Origin of the sequence: Mesorhizobium sp. M1338 (assembly GCF_040318045.1) — a bacterium.
Taxonomy (GTDB): Bacteria; Pseudomonadota; Alphaproteobacteria; order Rhizobiales; family Rhizobiaceae; genus Mesorhizobium.
On sequence record NZ_JAMYLL010000007.1, the window covers coordinates 47,426 to 68,103 of the forward strand.

Consider the following 20,678-nt stretch of genomic DNA (forward strand, 5'->3'; position numbering starts at 1 on the left):
GGCTCCCGGGGGAGCGAGGCATGCTGCCAGCTCGGTACGAGACGATCATCCTGTATGCCCGCAACGACGCGTTCGGCGACGGACTGGTCCGGATTCCGGCTCTGCGCGCCGCCAGAACGGCTTTCCCCGACAGCTTTATCGTCTACGGGACCACCGGGCCATCGACCCTTGAACATGTCCTCAATCGCCATGCCGGCCATCTGGTCGATGCCATCAATGTCCGGACGCCGCTGATGCAACTCGTGGCCAGCCACCGTAAGGGCAAGGAGCGGTTGGCCGTTGTCGATTTTCGCATCTCGGGGCGTTGGCTGATCCAGACCTGGGGCTCGCTTCTCGGCCGCGGGATCGCCTATGAAGCCAACTTTCCGGCCTTCGCACTTTCCTGGCGCCCCGGTCAGAAACCCGAAGCACGGCCCGAGCGCAATGCATGGCGCTACCACCGCCTCATCGAGCGTCTTGCCGGCAGACGGCTGCCTTTCGATCACCGGCTGGAACCCGCCCCGGCCGCGCGGGCGACGGCCAGGGGTCTGGTGGAAGGCAAGCATGCTCCGTTGATCATTATCGCGGCGCATGGTGACGGCGGCAAGCGACTGACCGCGGATCAGGTTGTCGCGGTATCCGACAGAATGATCGCCGACGGTGCGAACCTTATCTATGTGAAAACCCCGGGTGACGGCCCGGACATGGCTGAACTGGCTCAACGCGTGCCGAAGCTGCGGCTTCTCGATACCAGCACGGTCGAGGGTGTCGATGTCAGTGATGTTCTGCTGGCGCTCGGAGAGTTTGCCGATCTCTACATTGGCGCCGAAGGCGGTATCGCGCATCTCATGGCCACGGTGATGACGCCGATGATTATCGTCAGCGGCGGCGCCAACATGGCCCGTTGGAGGCCGCTTTCGAACAACGTGGACGTGATCGAGTCCCGCCATGCCAGTCCAACCGGCCTGGTCGCCAATGTCCCGGCGCCGAAGATCATAGAAGCGGCCCGGCGAATGCTGGCGACGCGCCACCGCGACCATCCCAATCTGCTGGATCACGCGGACAAGACAGAAGGCCTACCTTCGCAGCAGTTTCGGGACACTGACACAGACAAGGACTTGAGGCGCGCCGTTTGAATTTGTTTGGCCGCAGCGTCAGGCAGGCCTCACCTGAATATCGACACACCTAATCCAGATCGAACCGCGCGATGACAGGCACATGGTCCGACGGGCGCTCCCAGCCGCGCGCCAGGCGCAGGATCTCGTAGCCGGAGAAGCTGGGCACCAGATTTGGCGACGACCAGACATGGTCGAGCCGCCGGCCGCGGTTCGACGCTTCCCAATCCCGCGCGCGGTAACTCCACCAGGTGTAGAGCTTCTGCTCAAGCGGCACGTTGAGCCGCATCAGGTCGACCCAGTTGCCGGCGAGGCGCATGGCCTCGAAATTCTCCGTCTCGACCGGTGTGTGGCTGACCACGTTGAGCAATTGCTTGTGCGACCAGACATCGTGTTCGAGCGGCGCGATGTTGAGGTCGCCGACCAGCACCGAGCCGGACACCTCGTCATGCTCGGCCCGGATGGCATTCATCTCGGCGACGAAATCGAGCTTGTGCTTGAACTTCCTGTTGATGACGGGATCCGGTTCGTCGCCGCCCGCCGGGACGTAGAAATTGTGCAGCAGGATCGCCTTGCCGCCGGCCCGCACCTTCACCGAGAGATGCCGGCTGTCCTCGATCTCGCAGAAGCGTCGCTTCTCGACCACTTCGATCGGCCGCCGCGCTACCGTCGCGACGCCGTGATAGCCCTTCTGGCCATGGAAGGCGATGTGCTCGTAGCCGAGCTTGCGGAAGGCCTTTTCGGGAAACAGCTCGTCTGGAACCTTGGTTTCCTGCAGGCAGAGCACGTCGGGCGCATGCTCGACAAGCAGGCGTTCGACGATCGGCATGCGCAGCCGAACGGAGTTGATGTTCCAGGTGGCGATGGAAAGGGGCATTTGGCAATCCAGGACAGCGTACAGCCGGCCAGAACCAGTGGGCCCTGACGGGGAAGACGCCTTTTGACGGAGTCAGTCTGGGAAACTGCCAGCCACAAGCCGCAAAGACAAGCCGGGCAACGCCCAACAAGGCGCGGCCCGGTGCTTTCCACAGCTATTGGAGCGATTGGTCCTAGCGCGGCTTGTTGGTGTTGAGTTCGCGGTTCGCCGTGTAGTCGATGGCAAAGGTGTCCGGCGCGAAGCTGACGCCTTCCTTGGTGTTAAAGATCATCACCGTCGTATCCTTGCCCTGCGCATCGGTGATCGTCCACTGTCGCAAATCGAAGGTTTTCGGATCGAACATCATCGTGATCCTCGAATTGCCGAACACCGATTTGTCGGCGAGCTGGATGGTGGTGAGGTCATCCTCCTCCTTGACGCTTTTGACACGGTCGCCGGAGAGGTCGATCCTGTTGTCGAGCAGCAGCTTCAAAGGCGTCTTCGACAGCGGATAGAGATCGGACGTGTTGAGCCTCTTGTTCAGGATGACCACCGACTTGCCGTCTGAAATCACCCGGAAGTTTGAAGAGCCGTCATAGTTGAAGCGAATCTTGCCCGGCCGTTCGAGGAAGAACTTGCCACCGGTTTGCTCGCCCTTGGGACCGAACTGAACGAATTCGCCGCTCATCGATTTGACCGAGGAAAAATGGTCGGCGATCTTCTGTGCCGCGGCCGGCACGGCCGCCTGCGCCGAAGCCAGCACCTGGAAGCCGGGCACCGCGTTGAAGACTGCCGCCCCTGCGAACGCCAAGCCGAGGCCCAGCAACCGACGCCGGGAGGGAGCAAATTTGCTGAGTGCTGAAAGATCATTTCTCATGTCGGTCACTCTCATCTGATTCCTGAGTTGCTCTGGTGCTTGGACCCCCAGTTAGGCTGAAGTTTGGCGGGTCGGGCGTCCCTCAGTCGCTTCAACGTCTTGAAAGGTTCAAGGTTGCGAGACCGGGATGTCACAAGGGTCAGGCCTTCTGGTCAGAACTTGTCCTCTTCGGTCGGCACCAGGATCTCGCGCTTGCCGGCATGGTTGGCCGGGCCGACGATACCTTCCTTCTCCATCTTCTCGATGATCGAGGCGGCGCGGTTGTAGCCGATGCCCAGCCGGCGCTGGATATAGCTCGTCGAGGCCTTGCCGTCGCGCAGCACCACGGAAACCGCCTGATCGTAAGGATCGTCGGAATCCTCGAAATTGCTGTTGCCGCCACCGCCGCCGGAACCGCCCTTGCCGGACGGCTCGTCGTCGTCCTCGCCGTCATCCTCGGTGATGGCGTCGAGATATTCCGGCACGCCCTGCAGCTTCAGATGCGCGACGATCCTCTCGACCTCTTCGTCGGCGACGAACGGGCCGTGCACGCGCTGGATACGGCCGCCGCCGGCCATGTAGAGCATGTCGCCCATGCCGAGCAGCTGCTCGGCGCCCTGCTCGCCCAGAATGGTGCGGCTGTCGATCTTCGACGTCACCTGGAAGGAGATGCGGGTCGGGAAATTGGCCTTGATGGTGCCGGTGATGACGTCGACCGACGGGCGCTGCGTTGCCATGATGACATGGATGCCGGCGGCGCGCGCCATCTGCGCCAGGCGCTGCACGGCACCCTCGATGTCCTTGCCGGCGACCATCATCAGGTCGGCCATCTCGTCGATAATGACGACGATATAGGGCATCGGCTCGAGATCGAGGTTCTCGGTCTCGTAGATCGCCTCGCCGGTCTGGCGGTCGAAGCCGGTCTGCACGGTGCGTGAGATCTTTTCACCTTTCTTGTCGGCCTGGCTGACGCGGGCATTGAAGCCGTCGATGTTGCGCACTCCGACCTTGGACATCTTGCGGTAGCGGTCCTCCATCTCGCGCACGGTCCATTTCAGCGCCACCACCGCCTTCTTCGGATCGGTGACAACGGGCGTGAGCAGATGCGGGATGCCGTCATAGACCGAGAGTTCCAGCATCTTCGGATCGATCATGATCAGCCGGCAATCCTGCGGCGTCAGCCGGTAGAGCAGCGACAGGATCATGGTGTTGATGGCGACCGACTTGCCCGAGCCGGTGGTGCCGGCGACCAGCACGTGCGGCATCTTGGCGATGTCGACGATGACCGCCTCGCCATTGATGGTCTTGCCCAGCGCCAGCGCCAGCTTGGCCTTGGTCGTCTCGAAATCACGGCTGGCCAGAATCTCGCGCAGATATACGGTCTCGCGCTTGGCGTTCGGCAGTTCGATGCCGATGGCGTTGCGGCCTGGCACCACGGCGACGCGGCAGGCGATGGCGCTCATCGAGCGGGCGATGTCGTCGGACAGGCCGATAACGCGCGACGATTTGATACCGGGCGCCGGCTCGAGCTCATAGAGCGTGACCACCGGACCGGGACGGACGGCGATGATCTCACCCTTGACGCCGAAATCCTCCAGTACGCCTTCGAGCAAGCGCGCATTCTGCTCCAGCGCATCCTTGGACAGGCTGGCGTCGCGCACCACGTTCTTCGGCTCGGAGAGGAAATGCAGCGACGGCATTTCGAATTTTTCCGAGCCGATCAGCGATGTCTGCGCCTCGCGCTGCACGCGGGCGCCCGGAGCAGGGCGCGGTGCCGGTGCCTCGACGCGGGTGGCGGCATCGGAGCGGAACGGCTGGACCTTGGCGGTACCGCGCCTGACGGGCTCCTGTTCCGGCTCGAAATCCATGTCGTCGTCGGCTTCGAAGATATCGGCATCGTCGGGATCGAGCGAGGCGCCTCGGTCATTGACCATGGCGGCGAAGAATTCGGGCTCGACGCGGGCGCGGCCATCCGGGCTCATTCGCAATTCGGCGAACTCGGCCGATTCGACCCGTTCGGCGGCGCGCCGCCAGGCGGTGGAGCGCTGTTCCATCTCCGGCTCGTACTCGTCGCGCTCCTGCCTGCGGCGCACGGCGCGGCGGTGCATCCACGCGCGGAACGAGAGCCACCAATGAGTAATTGCCCCGAGCGCCAGGATGCCCTCGTCGCCTTCGTCCTCGTCATTGTCGAACAGAAGGTCGTCCTCACGCGGATCGGCGGCGGGCCCGGCCTCCATGACGGCAAAGCCGTTCTTGCGTCCGATCAGCGCCGAGCCATGGGCGAAGAGCCACAGCGCGGGTGCGGCCAGCAGGATGGCGATGATGCTGGCGATCAGCCCGGTCGGATAGCCGCCGATGACGATGCTGGGGATCTTCAGCACCATGTCGCCGAACACGCCGCCGAGGCCGGTGGGCAGTGGCCAGGTCTTGGGCGGCACCACGCAGCCCGCCATTGCAGCGGCCAGCAGGGCGAAGCCGAACCAGGACAGCCCGCGTTTGGGCAGCCTGTCGACGCCGCGCGCGGAAAACAGCAGGAACCCCCATATGACCGTCGGGACCAGCGCCGCGACGGCAGCAAGACCGAAGAATTGCATGGCGAGGTCGGAGAACACGGCACCGGCATAGCCCATGGCGTTGGTGACGGGGCTGTTCGTCGCGTGGGAAAAGCTCGGATCGGCGACGTTCCAGGTGGCAAGGCTGGCGACGCCAAAGGCGGTGAGCGCGAACAGCCCGGCGCCGACCAGCCGCCCGACCTGACGCCGCGCGAACGCCTGGATGCCGTGCCCCGTATCGGCCAGCGCGAGCGGTGCTGAAGCCCCTGAACGCATGCTCTTCCCCGTCTGTCATGGACTCGCCGGGTGCGTGGCGCACTCCGGCAGATTCGGGTCTCAGACTATCGGCGGGAAGGTTAAGGGCGCATTAACTATAAGGGGTTGAGGTGATCAAACCTCGTTACCACCGGTTGAGCCGCTTCGAATGCCGGACCTCGGCCTGCGGATCCTGATCGCCGCGGTCCTGACGGTGGCCGTTCAGAACGACGATCGTCCCCACAGTTCGGAACCGATACGGTCGACGGTTCCTGAAAAATCTTGATCACGTGATTGCGCCAAACACGCCTTGCCGGAACGGTTTGCCAAAAAAGAGGCCCGGAAATGATCCGGGCCTCAATGCGTGAAACTCCTTTCGGGAGCGTCACGACGGGATTCTTGGGGCCGGCGGGAGGAGGTTCTACCGGCCCCGCGGCTAAGCTGGCCTTACGGCACCACTTCGCCATGCTGGGAGATGTCGAGGCCTTCGACCTCTTCCTGGGTCGTCGGACGCAGGCCGACCAGCGCCTTGACGATGTAGAGGATCACGAAGGTGGCAATAGCCGTCCACACGATGGTGACGGCAACGCCGTAGATCTGCTTGCCGAGCGAAGCACCTGCACCGAGGCTGTTGATCGCCGGGTCGGCGAGCACGCCGGTGAGCAGGGCGCCGATCACACCGCCGACGCCATGTACGCCGAAGGCATCGAGCGAGTCGTCATAGCCGAACATGTGCTTGACCTTGACCGCCGAGAGATAGCACACGACGCCGGCAACGATGCCGACGATGAAGGCGCCGGTCGGGTTGACGAAGCCGGAAGCAGGCGTCACCGCCACGAGGCCGGCAACCGCACCCGAGATGATGCCGAGCACCGAAGGCTTCTTGGCGACGATCCATTCGGCAAACATCCAGGCGAGCGCCGCGGCTGCGGTAGCGACCTGGGTGTTGAGCATGGCAGCGCCGGCAAGGCCGTCCGCGGCCAGTTCCGAACCGGCGTTGAAGCCGAACCAGCCGACCCACAGTAGCGAAGCACCGATCACCGAATAGACTAGGTTGTGCGGCGCCATGTTGGTGGTGCCGTAGCCTTCGCGCTTGCCGAGAACCAGTGCGCAGACGAGACCCGCGACACCGGCATTGATGTGGACGACCGTGCCGCCGGCAAAGTCGAGCACGCCAGCCGTGCCGAGGAAGCCGCCACCCCAGACCCAATGCGCGATCGGCACGTAGACGACGAGCAGCCACAGCGCCATGAAGATCAGCAGCGCCGAGAATCTAAAGCGCTCGGCAAAGGCGCCGGCAATCAGCGCCGGGGTGATGATGGCGAAGGTCATCTGGAACATCGAGAAGACGAATTCAGGAATGTTCGCGACGCCTGGCAGCCACAGCGAAGCAGTGGTGATGCCGTTATGGAAGAATTTCGAGGTGCCGCCGAGATAGCTGTTCATGCCGCCGCCGTCGGAGAAGGCCAGCGAATAGCCAAACATGAACCACAGCACCGTCACCAGACAGGTGATGGCAAAGCTCTGCATGATGGTGGCGAGCACGTTCTTCTTGCGCACCATGCCGCCGTAGAACAGCGCCAGACCCGGGACGGTCATCATCAGCACGAGCGCCGTCGAGGTCAGCATCCAGGCGGTGTTGCCGGTGTCGAGCACCGGGGTCGGGGCAGCAGCCGGCGCGGCCGCGGCGGCGGCGGGAGCCGCTTCCTGCGCGAAGGCGGCGACCGTGCCCAATGCCGCGAGAGCGAGCGTGCCCAAGAGGGCGGCGCGTCCCGTCGTCTTCAAGGTGGAAGGAATATTCATTGAACTCTCCATTTGGAATACGTGTTCGCCGCTCAGAGTGCGTCGGTGTCTGTTTCGCCGGTGCGAATGCGCACCGCCTGATCGATGCCGAAAACGAAGATCTTGCCGTCGCCGATCTGGCCGGTCTTGGCGGCGGCGGTGATGGCTTCGACGGCCTTGTCGACCATGTCGGCACTAACCGCGACTTCGATCTTGATCTTCGGCAGGAAGCTGACCGCGTATTCCGCCCCGCGATAGATTTCCGTATGCCCTTTCTGACGCCCGTAGCCTTTGACTTCGGTGACGGTCAGGCCCTGGATGCCGACGGCGGTAAGCGCTTCGCGTACCTCGTCGAGCTTGAACGGCTTGATGATTGCCATCACGATTTTCATAAGGTTTCACCCTTTGCTGTTGCGGTCCCCCGCGTTTGTACGACTTCACCGATCCCAAAGAGCCGGAGAGTGCCCACGAGGATTCAAGCTCCGTGCCAAGTGCCGAAGCAGGGGGTTAACCCGTTGTAAACAAAGAGATTGGGAAGTGTCGCGATGCAACCTGCCCACAGCTGCGGCGAAGCATCTGCTTAAAAATTAGGCAATTTTCGCAAAATGCCTACTCTGCAGGCGATCGCTTGAGCCGGATCAGCCCTTCCTGCGCAACCGAGGCGATCAGCGTGCCGTCGCGGGCAAACAGCGACCCGCGCGTGAAGCCGCGCGAGCCCTGTGTCGACGGGCTGTCCTGCGTGTAGAGCATCCAGTCGTCGAGCGCGTGGCCGCGGTGGAACCACATGGCATGGTCGAGGCTCGCCGCCTGGATGTCACGATCGAAAATGGCGCGGCCATGCGCGAAGGTCGACGTGTCGAGCAGCGTCATGTCGGAGAGATAGGCGAGCACCGCCGACTGGATGGCGCGATCCGCCGGCACCGGACCGGTGGTGCGGATCCAGATGTTCTGCTTCGGCTCCAGCTTTTCGCGGCTGGTGTAATGCTTCAGCATCACCGGCTTCATCTCGATCGGCCGGTCGCGGTCCCAGTAACGTTTGATGCCTTCGGGCACAGCCTCGCCGAATTTGCCCAGCAATTCGCGCTGCGACAGCAAGGTGTCTGGCCCCGGAATATCTTGCGGCATCGGCACCTGGTGCTCGAGACCGACCTCGTCTTGCTGGAACGACGCTTCCAGCGAAAAGATCGCCTGGCCGTGCTGGATCGCCACCACGCGCCTCGTGGTGAAGGAGCCGCCGTCACGGATGCGGTCGACCTCGTAGACGATCGGCACCTTGGTGTCGCCGGGCCGCATGAAATAGCCGTGCAGCGAATGCACGTGGCGATCGGGATCGACGGTTCGCTGCGCCGCGACCAGCGCCTGCGCGATGGTCTGGCCGCCGAAAACGCGCTGCCAGTCGAGCAGGGGGCTGCGACCACGATACAGATTGTGTTCCAGCTTCTCGAGGTCGAGAATGCCGAGAAGCTCGTCCATGGCTGCCGTCATATTTCTCGCCCTCGCCGCGGAAGTGTTATGGCGGTTTCCGACAGGACGGACATGCAGTCAAGGGTTGAAGACCCGGCCGGCGCGCAAGGAGCGAAGATGATGGAACGCAAGGCGGACGCTAAAACCAGGCCAAGCGCGAAAACAAAGTCCGGGCTCGATGTTCTGGTCGCCGGCGCCGGCTATGTCGGCCTGGCCAGCGCCGTGTCGTTGAAGCAGGCGCGCCCGGGTCTCGCCATCGCTCTCGTCGATGCCGCGCCCGCTGGCGTCTGGCAAAGGGATGGCCGCGCTTCGGCCATTGCCGCCGCCGCCTGCCGCATGCTCGACCAGCTCGGCGTGTGGGCCGAAATCGCGCCGCAGGCGCAGGCGATCACCGAGATGATCATCACCGATTCGCGCACCTCCGATCCGGTGCGTCCGGTCTTCCTGACCTTCGACGGCGAAGTGGCGCCGGGCGAGCCCTTTGCGCATATGGTCGCCAACAAGGTTCTGAACGGTGCCTTGCGGGCCCGCGCCGAAAAACTCGGCATCGACATCATCGAGGGCGTCGCGGTACAGGGGTTGGAAACCAACGGCGCCGGCATCACCGTGCATCTCGCCGACGGCGCGACGCTGAAGGCGCGGCTGCTGGTCGCCGCCGACGGCGTCAACTCCAAGCTGCGCGACATGGCCGGCATCAAGACGGTGAAATGGGAATACGGCCAGTCCGGCATCGTCTGCACGGTTGCGCATGAACGCCCGCACAATGGCCGCGCCGAAGAACATTTCCTGCCGGCCGGCCCCTTCGCCACTCTGCCGCTGAAGCCTGGTGAGGACGGCACGAACCGCTCGTCGATCGTCTGGGTCGAGCGCACGCAAGATGCCGAGAAGCTGGTGGCCGGCGACGACCTCGTCTTCGAGCACGAACTCGAGCAGCGCTTCAGCCTGAAGCTCGGCGAAATCCGCGTTGCCGACAAGCCGCGCGCCTGGCCGCTCGGCCTCACCATCGCGCGTGCCTTCGTAGCACCCCGCATCGCGCTCGCCGGTGACGCCGCCCACGGCATCCACCCGATCGCCGGCCAGGGTCTCAATCTCGGCTTCAAGGATGTCGCCGCACTTGCCGAGGTGATCGTCGAGGCCGACCGGCTCGGCCAGGACATCGGCGCGCTCGACGTGCTCGAACGCTACCAGCAATGGCGCCGCTTCGACACGGTGCAGATGGGCATCACGACCGATGTGCTGAACCGGCTGTTTTCCAACGACATCGGCCCGCTGCGCACCGTCCGCGACATCGGCCTCGGCTTGGTCGAACGCATGCCGCGCCTGAAGGAGTTTTTTATCCGCCAGGCATCGGGCCTGTCCGCTAGCACGCCTCGATTGTTGAAGGGCGAGGCGATCTGAGCGCCGTCCTCAGTTCACCTCGAAGCCCAGCTTCTGCCGCAGCCGCAGTATGCGCTGGTCGGATATCTCGAGGCGTTTCTCGCCGCCTTGAGCGGCGCGGTTGACCATCCGCAGCAGGTCGTTTCGCTCGGCGACATCGAGGCGTTCGCGCAGGAACGGCGCCAGCTTGTCGATGACAACAGTGGTGTCGTCGATCTGTGCCGCCGCCCATTTGGCGTAGACCACCGCTTCGTCCGTTTTCTTCTTGTCGGCGATCTCGGAAATCACCGCGCGAATGACGGCCTCGCGCTGCGGCAGGATAGGCCCATTCTCGGAGACGATGGCGGTGATCAGCGTCGCCGCGGCCACCACCGGATCGTCGATCGCCGTCAACGGCGACAGGGCCGCCTGTTTGCGCAGCTTCTTGCGGCGGATGTTGCCTTGCACGCGCCCGACGACGTCCGCGACCTCGCGAGCCGCATCGTTCATCGCCTTCATTCGATACCACCAGAACGCCGCCGCGCCCAACACGCCAAAAATAGCAATCAAGAACGGCATGCCGACATCCCCCCAAAATCCCGGCGACGATAGGAGAACTCCGGCATTGCTTCAACACGCAAACGTTGCGCACGACCATGTACCAGGACGTTGGCTCAACCGAACGCCTGGTTCACGTGGCCGCAATGCATGGCAGGGCTCTACGATCCCGGCACATCGTAGATCGCGCGCACCTCGATAGTTCCGATTTCGGCCAGCGGAATCTCGGCGGCGATCTCCAGCGCCTGGTCAAGATTATCAGCCTCGATCATGACGAAGCCGAGCAATTGCTCCTTGGTTTCGGCGAACGGGCCGTCGGTGATCAGGCTCTTGCCCTTGCGCCTGCGAAGGGTCTTCGAATTTTTCACCGATTGAAGCGCCTGGGCGACGATCAGTATCCCACGCTGATCCAGCGAACGGTCATGAGCCATCGAATCGGCATCGAGCTTGGCCAGACGCTCCGGCGTCATGGCATGGAGGTCCTTTTCCTCACCATAGACCAGGCAGACATATTTCATTTCCAGCTCCCTTGCTGCGTCGAACCATAGGATGCGGCGGCGAAGGTGTCAGCATTGCCCTTGACCGCCGCCACATGGTCAAGAAGGCATGCCGCGATCCCGATGATGGCAACCGCCGCCAGAAGTCGGCCAAAGCCGGACGCCGGCGGGTGCAGCCAGAAGTCTTCCGGTCGGCAGGTCTTGCGGCCTGCGCCTTTCCACAGTGCGAAAAACAGATTGTCCATGCGAGCCTCCATCCGGCCACAAATCCGTGGCCGCCCGCAGGACGGGCGAGGCAGACCAAAGTCGACATTTTTGCACGCGCATTTTTTCGACAAGAATTTGGCCACCACCCACGCAGCGGTTCAAAGAGCGCAGTGGCCTTCGCGTCGGCGCGCGCTATAGTTGACTGGACGCCGGTTCACCCAGGCAACGAGCAACGACGACCCCAGCCACGAAACCAAGGAGGACTTCATGGACCGCACAGCAAACGCCGTCTGGAAAGGCAATCTGAAAGAGGGCACGGGCACGCTCGACACGCAGAGCGGAACCCTGAAGGGCACGCCCTATTCGTTCAAGGCGCGCTTCGAGGACGAGAACGGCAAATCCGGCACCAATCCGGAAGAGCTGATCGCCGCCGCACACGCCGGCTGCTTTGCCATGCAGTTCTCGCATTTCTTGGCCGAGAACGGCACGCCCGCCACGGAACTCGACGCCAAGGCGGTGGTGACGCTGGTTCCAGGCACCGGTATCACCGGCAGCGCCCTCACCGTGGTCGGCAAGGTGCCGGGCATCGATGCGGCGAAGTTTGGGGAGTTGGCCGAAAAGGCCAAGGCTGGATGCCCGGTCTCGAAAGCGCTCGGCGCCATCAACGTATCGCTCGACGCCAGGCTCGGCTGACAACGCCGCATCCGGTGTGAAGACCCGGCGCGAACGCTCAGGCGCGCGCCGGGGCCTACGCGCCCAGCGCGTCCAACCTGGCGCGAAGTGCGGCGACTTCCTGCTCCAGCGCCTCCAACCGCGCCTCCAGGTCGGAAGCAGGCAGGACCGACGCGCTCCGCTGTACCGAAAGGGCTGCAACGTCCACCGGGCCGCTGAGGAGATGCACGTAGCGGTCCTCGCGCTGGCCTGGTCCGCGCGGGATTTCCTGGATGAGCGGCGGTCGGCGGCCGATCAGCATATCGAGCTCGGCGCGCAGATCTTCGATCGATGAGAACCGCGCCATGCGCTCGCTCCGCGCCAGCAGTTCATGTGCCGTCTGCGGCCCGCGCAGCAACAGCAGGCCGATCAAAGCGGTCTGCGGCGTGGTCAGCGAGAAGCGCTGCGCCATCTGGTGCTCGTAGCGCTCGACGCGCGAACCGAACATCTGCCGCACCAGCCCCTTTTGTTCGAGCAGCTTCAGCCCCCGGTGCACCTCGGCCTGCTCCAGCGCCATCACCGGCTCGCGCGCCGTCTTCTGGTTGGCGGCGGCCAGTGCTGAATTGAGCGTCAGCGGATAGACATCCGGCGTCAGCTCCTTCTTCTCGATCAGGCAGCCGAGCACACGGACTTCGACGGGGGAAAGGATGGGAAGATCATCGCTCATTGGATTTGTTCGCGCCGGCAACCAACCTGCCGCCTAGACCCTTCTCTCCACCATCATCTTCTTGATCTCGGCGATCGCCTTGGCCGGGTTGAGGCCCTTGGGGCAGGTCTGCGCGCAGTTCATGATGGTGTGGCAGCGATAGAGCCGGAATGGATCCTCGAGATCGTCGAGCCGCTCGCCCTTGGCCTCGTCGCGGCTATCGATCAGCCAGCGATAGGCCTGCAAAAGCGTTGCCGGGCCGAGATAGCGGTCGCCGTTCCACCAGTAGCTTGGGCACGAGGTCGAGCAGCAGGCACACAATATGCACTCGTAGAGCCCGTCGAGCTTCTCCCGGTCCTCATGGCTTTGCAGCCATTCCTTGGCCGGCTCCGGCGACACCGTCTTCAGCCATGGCTGGATCGAGGCGTGCTGGGCGTAGAAATTGGTGAGGTCGGGCACCAGGTCCTTGACCACCTGCATATGCGGCAGCGGGTAGACCTTGACGGCGCCGGAAATGTCGTCGCAGCCCTTGGTGCAGGCCAGCGTGTTGGAGCCGTCGATATTCATGGCGCAGGAGCCGCAAATGCCCTCTCGGCAGGAGCGGCGCAAGGTCAGCGTCGGGTCGATCTTGTTCTTGATCCACAGCAGCGCGTCGAGCACCATCGGCCCGCAATCGTCCATGTCGACGAAATAGGTGTCGATGCGCGGGTTCTCGTCATCGTCCGGCGACCAGCGGTAGATGCGGTATTCGCGCAGATTGGTGGCGCCTTCCGGCCTCGGCCAGGTCTTGCCCTGCTGGATCTTCGAGTTCTTGGGAAGCGTCAGTTCGACCATTACCTCAGGTCCTTTCGGATGACGAGCTTCAGCCCGGACCAGATTTCATTGACGGCGGCCACCTTCACGTCGACAAGGTCGCGCTTCAGCGCCTCGGCGCGAACGACGCCTTCGGTGACGTCGGTAGCCACCTTCGATGCCTTTTTAGGCCAGGATACCCAGACCATGCCGTCGCGCTTGATCGCCGCCTCGACATCACCGAGGCGATCCTCGATCTCGGCACGCTGCCGGGTGAAGGCATGGACGGCGTCATATTTCAGCCGAATGCCTGAAATCCGCGACCAATCGGCCAGCCGGTCGACTGAAGAGAAATTCGCGGCTTCCATGAGATCGTCAAGGTCGTGGGGGAGCGCGATGAAGGCGGCGGTCATGCCGTCCTTCAGGCCGAGCTTGGCCGGAAGGGGCGTGTCGGAATATCCCGCGGCCGTCGGCGCCATCGTCAATACACCCTGGCCTTCGGTGCGATCTTGGCCGGGTTGATACCGCCATTTTCTTCCTTTAGCAGCAGTTCGGTGTGCACTGGCCGATAGCTGAGCGTCACCTCGCCGTCTTCGCTCACCTTGGCAAGAGTGTGCTTGCGCCAGACCTTGTCGTCGCGCGCCGAAAAATCCTCCCGCGCATGCGCGCCGCGGCTCTCCTTGCGCGCCGCGGCGCCATGGACCGTGGTGATGGCATTAGCCATCAGGTTTTCCAATTCCAGCGTCTCGACCAGATCGGAATTCCAGATCATCGAGCGATCGAACACTTTTATGTCCTTGAGCTCGCCCCAGATCTGGGAAATGCGTTCGCAGCCACTGTCCAGCGATTCCTGGGTGCGGAACACCGCAGCGTCTTCCTGCATCGCCTTCTGCATCTTCTCACGCAGTACCGCGGTCGGCATCGAGCCGTTGGCGTGGCGCAGCCGATCGAAGCGGTCCATGATCTTTTCGACCGAGGCCTCATTGGGCGAAGGGATCGCCGAATTGCGGTCGATGACCTGGCCCGCGCGGATCGCCGCCGCGCGGCCGAACACCACAAGATCGATCAGCGAGTTCGAACCGAGCCGGTTGGCGCCGTGCACCGAGGCGCAGCCAGCCTCGCCGACCGCCATCAGCCCCGGCGACACCTGGTCGGGATTGAGCGTTGTCGGGTTGAGCACCTCGCCCCAGTAATTGGTCGGCACGCCGCCCATATTGTAGTGCACCGTCGGCAGCACCGGGATCGGCTCCTTGGTCAGGTCGACGCCGGCGAAGATCTTGGCCGATTCCGAAATGCCCGGCAGCCTCTCGTGCAGAACGGCAGGATCGAGGTGGTCGAGGTGCAGGAAAATGTGGTCCTTCTTCGGGCCGACGCCGCGGCCTTCGCGGATTTCCAGCGTCATGCATCGCGAGACGACGTCGCGCGAGGCAAGGTCCTTGGCCGACGGCGCGTAGCGCTCCATGAAGCGCTCGCCTTCGGAATTGACGAGATAGCCGCCCTCGCCGCGCGCCCCTTCGGTGATCAGGCAGCCGGCGCCATAGATGCCGGTCGGGTGGAACTGCACGAACTCCATGTCCTGCAGCGGAAAGCCGGCACGTGCCGCCATGCCGCCGCCGTCGCCGGTGCAGGTGTGCGCCGAGGTCGCCGAGAAATAGGCGCGGCCATAGCCGCCCGTCGCCAGCACCACCATCTTGGCCGAGAAGCGGTGGATGGTGCCGTCATCGAGGTTCCAGGCGACGACGCCGGTGCAGGTGCCGTCCGGCTCCATGATCAGGTCGAGCGCGAAATACTCGATGAAGAACTGCGCGTTGTGCTTCAGCGACTGGCCGTAGAGCGTATGCAGCATGGCATGGCCGGTACGGTCGGCGGCGGCGCAGGTGCGCTGCACCGGAGGGCCTTCGCCGAAATTCATCATCATGCCGCCGAACGGCCGCTGATAGATCTTGCCTTCTTCGGTGCGCGAGAACGGCACGCCGTAATGTTCGAGTTCGTAGACGGCGGCGGGCGCCTGCTGGACCATGTATTCCTGCGCGTCGATGTCGCCCAGCCAATCCGAACCCTTGACGGTATCGAAGAGATGCCATTGCCAATTGTCGGGTCCCATGTTCGCAAGCGAAGCGGCTATGCCGCCTTGCGCCGCCACCGTGTGCGAGCGGGTCGGGAACACCTTGGTGATGCAGGCGGTGCGCAGGCCCTGTTCGGCCATGCCGAGCGTGGCGCGCAGGCCGGCACCGCCGGCACCGACGACCACCACGTCGAACTTGTGGTCGACATAAGTGTAGCCAGCGCTGTTGGCTTGTTTTGCGTCCTTGGCCAACTCAGCCTCCGAATGTCAGCTTGAGCAGGGCGAAGATCGAGGCGACGCCGACCGCTATGGGAAAAAATGTGTTGAGCGCGATCAGCGCCAGCTTGATGCCCTCGCCATGCACGTAATCCTCGATGATCGCCTGCATGCCGAGCCGCATATGGGTGAGCCCGGAGACGAGCACCAGGGCCATCACCAGCGCCACGAACGGGTTGGCGAGCGCTGTCCGCACTTCGGCATAGCTTGCGCCGTTGAGCGCGATCAGGAAGCCGACGAAGAACAGTATCAGTGGGATGTTGGCGATCGCGGTCAGGCGCTGGCGCCAGAAATGTCCGGTGCCCTCGCGGGCGGACCCGAGGCCGCGGACCTTCGCCAGCGGCGTGCGCATGTCGGAGTTGTTGCCGCTCATGATCAGGCTCCTCGCGCCATATAGCCGGCGATCCAGATCAGCAGCGTGAGCAGGATCGAGCCGGCCAGCGTCGCCCAGGCGATCTTCGAGGCCGTGTGCTTCTCGAGGCCGGCGCCGGTGTCCCAGACCAGATGGCGCACGCCACCCAGCATGTGATGCATCAGCGCCCAGGTGTAACCGAACAGGATCAACCGGCCGAGCCAGGTGCCGAAGGCCCAGCTGACCCAGTCGAAGGTCGCCTGTGAGCTTGCCGCCGCCATCAGCCACAGCGCGACCAGCAGCGTGCCGAAATACAGCGCGCCGCCGGTAATACGATGGATGATCGACATCGTCATCGTGATCGGCGGCCGGTACACCGTGAGGTGCGGCGAAAGAGGTCTGGCGCGGGTGGCTGGTGATTTGCTCATGGCTCCCCCAGTTCGGCGTCTCCTGCCTCAGGTGGAAATGCGGCATTGCCGCTTCCGGCTGCGACTTCGGACAGCCGGTTTCTAATGCTCTTTTTGCACCGCGTCAAAGCCGGAAAACCGTTTCGAAAACGTAATTTAGTCTGACTAAAAGTCTGGCTCTGGCTTCAATCGATTAGGCGCTCATGACCTGAAGCCGGCTCGATATCGCTGCAGTGCAGCATGTCTGGCCCAAGGCTGGCCGTATTGAGATTCGCGCTAGCGCTTGCAGGTCACCGGCGTCGAGCCCGCCTTCATGACCAGCGCCTCGCGACCGTCGATCACAATCGCGTCATGCGCCTGCTCGTAACGGCTGTTCTGGTTGGCCGGCGAGGCCCGCAGATCCTCGCTGGCGCCGTCGGAACCGACGACATGCACCAAGGTACCGAGATTCTCGATGGTTATCCTGCCGCCGTCGGCACAGCTGTAGGTCGCGGTGCGCGGCTGCGGCGCGGTCACATCGGTGACGGTGCCACCCGCCGAGAGCGCCGGCGAGGCCAATGCGGCGATCTTGTTGCCGGCCTTGGGCTCGTTGCCCTGCGGCACGCAGGCCATGGCGATCAGAAGCGGCGAAAGGGCAAGCGTTGCCCGAAACGTCCGGCCTAGCGCCATAGGCTGTCCTCCCGCGCGGCGAATCAGCCGCGATGCTTTGCCAAGATCAAGGTCATCCCGACGCCGAGACGGACGCCAAGCGCGATGGTGCGGCCAAGCATGGCCGAATGATGGCCACCGGGCTTTCCATCCAGTCGGATATTAACGGATATTAACCATGTTTACCGAGACATCACCGCGAAGCGCGTCAGCCTCTTAACAAAGGTTAAGAAATCGTTAATTTCCGATTCGAGGAGGCTTTCCTCAAGACACGGAGGACGCCATGCGTTCGAATTCGGGCAGGTCGCGCGTTGCGGCGCTCATAGTGGCGGCCTCGATCGTCGGCCCGGCAGCGCCCGCGCTCGCCGGAACACGTCATCAGGATCGCGTCTACGCCGATTCCTTCGGCAATCTCGTCATCGACAGCGCCGCCGGCTACAAGCGCATCCTCGTCGGCAAAGGCAGGCTGGCCAAGCAACTGTCCGACTACACCAGCGCCGGCCAGCCCAAGGTGATCTACGAGAACGAAGCCGACGAGATATCAGGCTATAGCGATTGCTACCGGCCGCCGGTGTTGGTGAAGGGCCGTTCCTATATGTACGGGCTTTCCGACGGTGAGATGCCGGAACTCAGCCCCTGCCGCTAGGCTCTTCGTTTGGACGCGATTCTCAGGGGAAAGCGCTAGGCGCTTTTCCCGGGAAGACCGTTTCACACTTTTCCTGGAATTGCTCTGGCTTCCATCCCGGCTGACGACCCGTTGCCGGCCGGCCCGGCGGAGACGCGTACGCAATCGCGCCCGGCATTCTTCGCCTGGTAAAGCGCCTGGTCGGCGCGCCGCATCAGATCGGCAAAGTCTTCGCTCGGATGAAGCTCGGCGACGCCGAAGCTCGCGGTGCAGCGGTTGTCCGCCGGCAGCCCGTCGATGGGCAGCGCGCCGAAAGCACTGCGCGTGCCCTCGGCGAACAGCCGGGCGGCGGCAAGATTGGTTCCCGGCAGCATGATGGCGAACTCCTCGCCGCCGACGCGGCCGGCGACATGATGGCCGGCGGCCGCCTCGCGCAGGAAGCCGGCGAAGGTCTCGATCACCCGGTCGCCGGACGCGTGGCCGAAACTGTCGTTGACGCTCTTGAAGTGATCGAGATCGGCGATGACCAGGGCGACCGGCACGCCTTGCCGCATCGCGCCCAGCACCGCCAGCTCCGCATGGCGGGTGAAGCCGCCGCGGTTGAGCAGGCGCGAAAGCGTGTCGGTCTCCGATTTCGACGTCACTTCGGCAAGCACGTCGCGGACCAGGATGGCCAGCATCAGCAGCGCCAGCGCCAGCGCAAACACAGTGCCGAGCGACTGCGACACCAGCGCGTAGCTGCTTTGCAGATAGGCTTGCGGATTGGCGCCCCAGCCGCCCAGCGCATGCGCGATGAACGGCTTGGAGGCAAACTGCAGGCCGCAGGCCGCCAGCACCGCCATCAGTATGCGGTCGAGACGGGCGAGGCTTTGCCTCGACGACCAGACGATGGCCAACCCGACGAACTGCATGACCGCATAGGGAAGCTGGTAGGCCATCATGCGCACCAGCGACTGGCGCGGCAGGTCCTGCACGAAATACACAGCTATGGCCGAGGCGACCAGGAACAACAGCATCGGCAGCCAGGGCGGCGTCACGCCGTACTTGCGGGCAAGTCCGCCATTGACCGCAATGGTCGCGCCAAGGAAAACCGCGAAGGCGGCAACGACCGGGAGCCGCGCGTCGTTGAAAGCGGGAATGCCGAATTCGATCGCCGAATAGGCCATGCCCAGCAGGTAGCCAAACGCCAGCAAACGCGCCGGCGCGCGGCCGACGTCATGAAACGCGACCGCCATGAAGGATGCCGCCAGCAGGCCGGCAACCGACAAATTGATCAACAGGATGAAGTTGGCGCCGCTCATGTTCTTCCCGCACCCGTCCCGACAGCTAAGCATCGACGGGCGAAGAAGACGTTAACGCCAACTCGTCTGGACAAGATCAGCCGGCCTTGAGCGACTCCGGAACGAACGCCGTTTCCGGCCGCTCATAGGACAGGCGCACGCTGTCGCGGCCATTCTTTTTGGCCTTGTAGAGCGCGTCGTCGGCACGGCGCATCAGCGGCTCCAGCGTCTCGTCACCGCTACGGGCCGCCACGCCGAAGCTGGCTGTCACCTTCGTCCCGGCAGGAAGCCCGTCGACATGACCGGCCGAATAAACCGTGCGCACCGCCTCGGCGAACAGCCGCGCGGCGGCGAGATCGGTGAGCGGCAGCAGCACGGCGAATTCCTCGCCGCCGATACGCCCGGCAACACCGCGCGCGCCCGCCGCCGACCGAAGCTTGGCGGCGAAATCGGCAATCACCCGATCGCCCGCCGCATGCCCGTGCACATCGTTGAGCGCCTTGAAATGATCGAGGTCGGCCAGCACAAGCGCGACCGGGAAACGGGCCGTGGCGCAGTGCCGCAGGAGCAGCATGCCGCGTTCCTCGAAGCCACGCCGGTTGAACAGGCCCGACAGCGGATCGGTGTGCGTCTCGGTCTTCAGCGCCTTCATCACGTCGAGCGCGGCGGCGCAAAACAGGCACAGCGCAGTGAGCAGCGACAGCAGCGCGTGCGACAGAAGCGCCGTCGTCCAGTAGGAGGAGCCGTAGAACCCGTCATAACTGATGAAAGGACCGTGCGCGATGACGACGACAAGGGTGCGCACGAAGAAGTTGACGCCCGACAGCAGCGACAGCACGAACAGGATTTTTTCGGTCGGACCGTTGTTGCGCACCGGGCGCAGTTCGGCGGCGACCAGAAGGCTGATCCCACCGAAAGCGAAATTCATCGCCAGGATGCGCCAGGTGAGATCCGGCGCGACGAACAGGAACCAGCAAAACGACACCAGGCCGCCGCCCGCCAGCACGCCAATCCCCACATAGGGCACCTTGCGGCCATGGCGATGGACGATGGCGCTGGACAGGCAGCAGCCGGCGATGGTGAAGCAGATGTTCGAAGCCAGCTTGGTCAGCGGCATGCCGATCGGCAAGGTAAAATACTGCAGCAGGAAGCCTACCGCTGAAAGACCGTAGCTGATCGCCAGCACGGCTAGATAGGGGCGGTGCCGTTGATAGGACCATAGCACGAGGAACGCGGCGCCGAGCGCCAACGCTATCGTCGGGTTGAGCAGCGCTATGAGCAGGCCCGTGTCCAAACGACTGTGATTTCCCCGCTTACGTCGGGAAAGACTTAGAGCGCAAGCGCAAACAAGCGGTTAAGCGAAGGCGAATATGTGAACGAACCGGTTAAAAAAAGCCCC

Annotated in this window: 22 protein-coding genes; 4 read left to right on the forward strand and 18 right to left on the reverse strand. The window is 63.7% G+C overall.

Annotated features, from left to right (window positions below; translation table 11 throughout):
- Positions 1-233 precede the first annotated feature (233 nt).
- On the forward strand, positions 234-1,115 hold the full coding sequence (locus NKH19_RS09380) for a glycosyltransferase family 9 protein (protein WP_352982098.1): 882 nt from the start codon (positions 234-236) through the stop codon (positions 1,113-1,115).
- 49 nt (positions 1,116-1,164) lie between these two features.
- On the opposite strand, the gene NKH19_RS09385 is transcribed toward NKH19_RS09380, so the two are convergent.
- The 6 genes from NKH19_RS09385 to tesB all read right to left on the reverse strand — a co-directional run bounded on the left by NKH19_RS09385 (position 1,165) and on the right by tesB (position 8,880).
- The gene (locus NKH19_RS09385; protein WP_352866244.1) at positions 1,165-1,971 is read right to left on the reverse strand and encodes an exodeoxyribonuclease III; all 807 of its coding nucleotides are present in this window, start codon (positions 1,969-1,971) and stop codon (positions 1,165-1,167) included.
- 172 nt (positions 1,972-2,143) lie between these two features.
- Positions 2,144-2,827, reverse strand: a complete 684-nt coding sequence (locus NKH19_RS09390) for an outer membrane lipoprotein carrier protein LolA (RefSeq protein ID WP_352866246.1) — start codon at positions 2,825-2,827, stop codon at positions 2,144-2,146.
- A 152-nt stretch (positions 2,828-2,979) separates the two neighbouring features.
- Complete coding sequence (locus NKH19_RS09395) at positions 2,980-5,634, reverse strand: DNA translocase FtsK (protein WP_352866248.1); 2,655 nt, start codon at positions 5,632-5,634, stop codon at positions 2,980-2,982.
- Positions 5,635-6,060: 426 nt separating this feature from the next.
- On the reverse strand, positions 6,061-7,416 hold the full coding sequence (locus tag NKH19_RS09400) for an ammonium transporter (protein ID WP_502910892.1): 1,356 nt from the start codon (positions 7,414-7,416) through the stop codon (positions 6,061-6,063).
- 32 nt (positions 7,417-7,448) lie between these two features.
- Entirely contained in the window at positions 7,449-7,787 is a 339-nt protein-coding gene (locus tag NKH19_RS09405; protein ID WP_013528889.1) for a P-II family nitrogen regulator, read from the reverse strand.
- Positions 7,788-8,004: 217 nt separating this feature from the next.
- A complete protein-coding gene (gene tesB, locus NKH19_RS09410; RefSeq protein ID WP_352866249.1) occupies positions 8,005-8,880 on the reverse strand; it encodes an acyl-CoA thioesterase II in 876 nt (291 codons plus the stop codon).
- 99 nt (positions 8,881-8,979) lie between these two features.
- Between tesB and NKH19_RS09415 the strand changes: the two genes are divergently transcribed.
- Positions 8,980-10,257: a ubiquinone biosynthesis hydroxylase gene (locus NKH19_RS09415; RefSeq protein ID WP_352866594.1), complete on the forward strand. Its 1,278-nt coding sequence runs from the start codon at positions 8,980-8,982 to the stop codon at positions 10,255-10,257.
- A 9-nt stretch (positions 10,258-10,266) separates the two neighbouring features.
- Here the strand turns inward: NKH19_RS09415 and NKH19_RS09420 are convergent, their stop codons facing one another.
- The 3 genes from NKH19_RS09420 to NKH19_RS09430 all read right to left on the reverse strand — a co-directional run bounded on the left by NKH19_RS09420 (position 10,267) and on the right by NKH19_RS09430 (position 11,515).
- A complete protein-coding gene (locus NKH19_RS09420) occupies positions 10,267-10,794 on the reverse strand; it encodes a hypothetical protein (protein WP_352866251.1) in 528 nt (175 codons plus the stop codon).
- Between the two features lie 140 nt (positions 10,795-10,934).
- Positions 10,935-11,291, reverse strand: coding sequence for a YciI family protein (locus NKH19_RS09425; protein ID WP_352866253.1), 357 nt, complete (start codon positions 11,289-11,291; stop codon positions 10,935-10,937).
- Entirely contained in the window at positions 11,288-11,515 is a 228-nt protein-coding gene (locus NKH19_RS09430; RefSeq protein ID WP_352866256.1) for a hypothetical protein, read from the reverse strand. Before NKH19_RS09430 ends, NKH19_RS09425 begins: the two co-directional genes overlap by 4 nt.
- A gap of 229 nt (positions 11,516-11,744) precedes the next feature.
- On the opposite strand from NKH19_RS09430, the gene NKH19_RS09435 reads away from it, so the two are divergent.
- The gene (locus NKH19_RS09435; RefSeq protein ID WP_352866257.1) at positions 11,745-12,170 is read left to right on the forward strand and encodes an OsmC family protein; all 426 of its coding nucleotides are present in this window, start codon (positions 11,745-11,747) and stop codon (positions 12,168-12,170) included.
- A 55-nt stretch (positions 12,171-12,225) separates the two neighbouring features.
- On the opposite strand, the gene NKH19_RS09440 is transcribed toward NKH19_RS09435, so the two are convergent.
- The 7 genes from NKH19_RS09440 to NKH19_RS09470 form a co-directional block, all read right to left on the reverse strand.
- Positions 12,226-12,855, reverse strand: coding sequence for a YceH family protein (locus NKH19_RS09440; RefSeq protein WP_352866259.1), 630 nt, complete (start codon positions 12,853-12,855; stop codon positions 12,226-12,228).
- 33 nt (positions 12,856-12,888) lie between these two features.
- Positions 12,889-13,668: a succinate dehydrogenase iron-sulfur subunit gene (locus NKH19_RS09445; RefSeq protein WP_352866260.1), complete on the reverse strand. Its 780-nt coding sequence runs from the start codon at positions 13,666-13,668 to the stop codon at positions 12,889-12,891.
- Positions 13,668-14,105: a DUF3052 domain-containing protein gene (locus tag NKH19_RS09450; protein WP_352866263.1), complete on the reverse strand. Its 438-nt coding sequence runs from the start codon at positions 14,103-14,105 to the stop codon at positions 13,668-13,670. Before NKH19_RS09450 ends, NKH19_RS09445 begins: the two co-directional genes overlap by 1 nt.
- Before the next feature lie 2 nt (positions 14,106-14,107).
- Positions 14,108-15,943 carry a succinate dehydrogenase flavoprotein subunit gene (gene sdhA, locus NKH19_RS09455; protein WP_352866265.1) on the reverse strand — a complete coding sequence of 612 codons (1,836 nt, stop codon included), beginning with the start codon at positions 15,941-15,943 and terminating at the stop codon, positions 14,108-14,110.
- Between the two features lies 1 nt (position 15,944).
- On the reverse strand, positions 15,945-16,340 hold the full coding sequence (gene sdhD / locus NKH19_RS09460; protein WP_352866268.1) for a succinate dehydrogenase, hydrophobic membrane anchor protein: 396 nt from the start codon (positions 16,338-16,340) through the stop codon (positions 15,945-15,947).
- Between the two features lie 2 nt (positions 16,341-16,342).
- Positions 16,343-16,747, reverse strand: a complete 405-nt coding sequence (gene sdhC, locus NKH19_RS09465) for a succinate dehydrogenase, cytochrome b556 subunit (protein ID WP_352866270.1) — start codon at positions 16,745-16,747, stop codon at positions 16,343-16,345.
- A 255-nt stretch (positions 16,748-17,002) separates the two neighbouring features.
- A complete protein-coding gene (locus NKH19_RS09470; protein WP_352866271.1) occupies positions 17,003-17,395 on the reverse strand; it encodes a hypothetical protein in 393 nt (130 codons plus the stop codon).
- 262 nt (positions 17,396-17,657) lie between these two features.
- On the opposite strand from NKH19_RS09470, the gene NKH19_RS09475 reads away from it, so the two are divergent.
- Entirely contained in the window at positions 17,658-18,020 is a 363-nt protein-coding gene (locus NKH19_RS09475; protein ID WP_352866272.1) for a hypothetical protein, read from the forward strand.
- Between the two features lie 62 nt (positions 18,021-18,082).
- Here the strand turns inward: NKH19_RS09475 and NKH19_RS09480 are convergent, their stop codons facing one another.
- Entirely contained in the window at positions 18,083-19,300 is a 1,218-nt protein-coding gene (locus NKH19_RS09480) for a GGDEF domain-containing protein (RefSeq protein ID WP_352866273.1), read from the reverse strand.
- Between the two features lie 76 nt (positions 19,301-19,376).
- The gene (locus tag NKH19_RS09485) at positions 19,377-20,573 is read right to left on the reverse strand and encodes a GGDEF domain-containing protein (protein WP_352866275.1); all 1,197 of its coding nucleotides are present in this window, start codon (positions 20,571-20,573) and stop codon (positions 19,377-19,379) included.
- Positions 20,574-20,678: the final 105 nt, after the last annotated feature.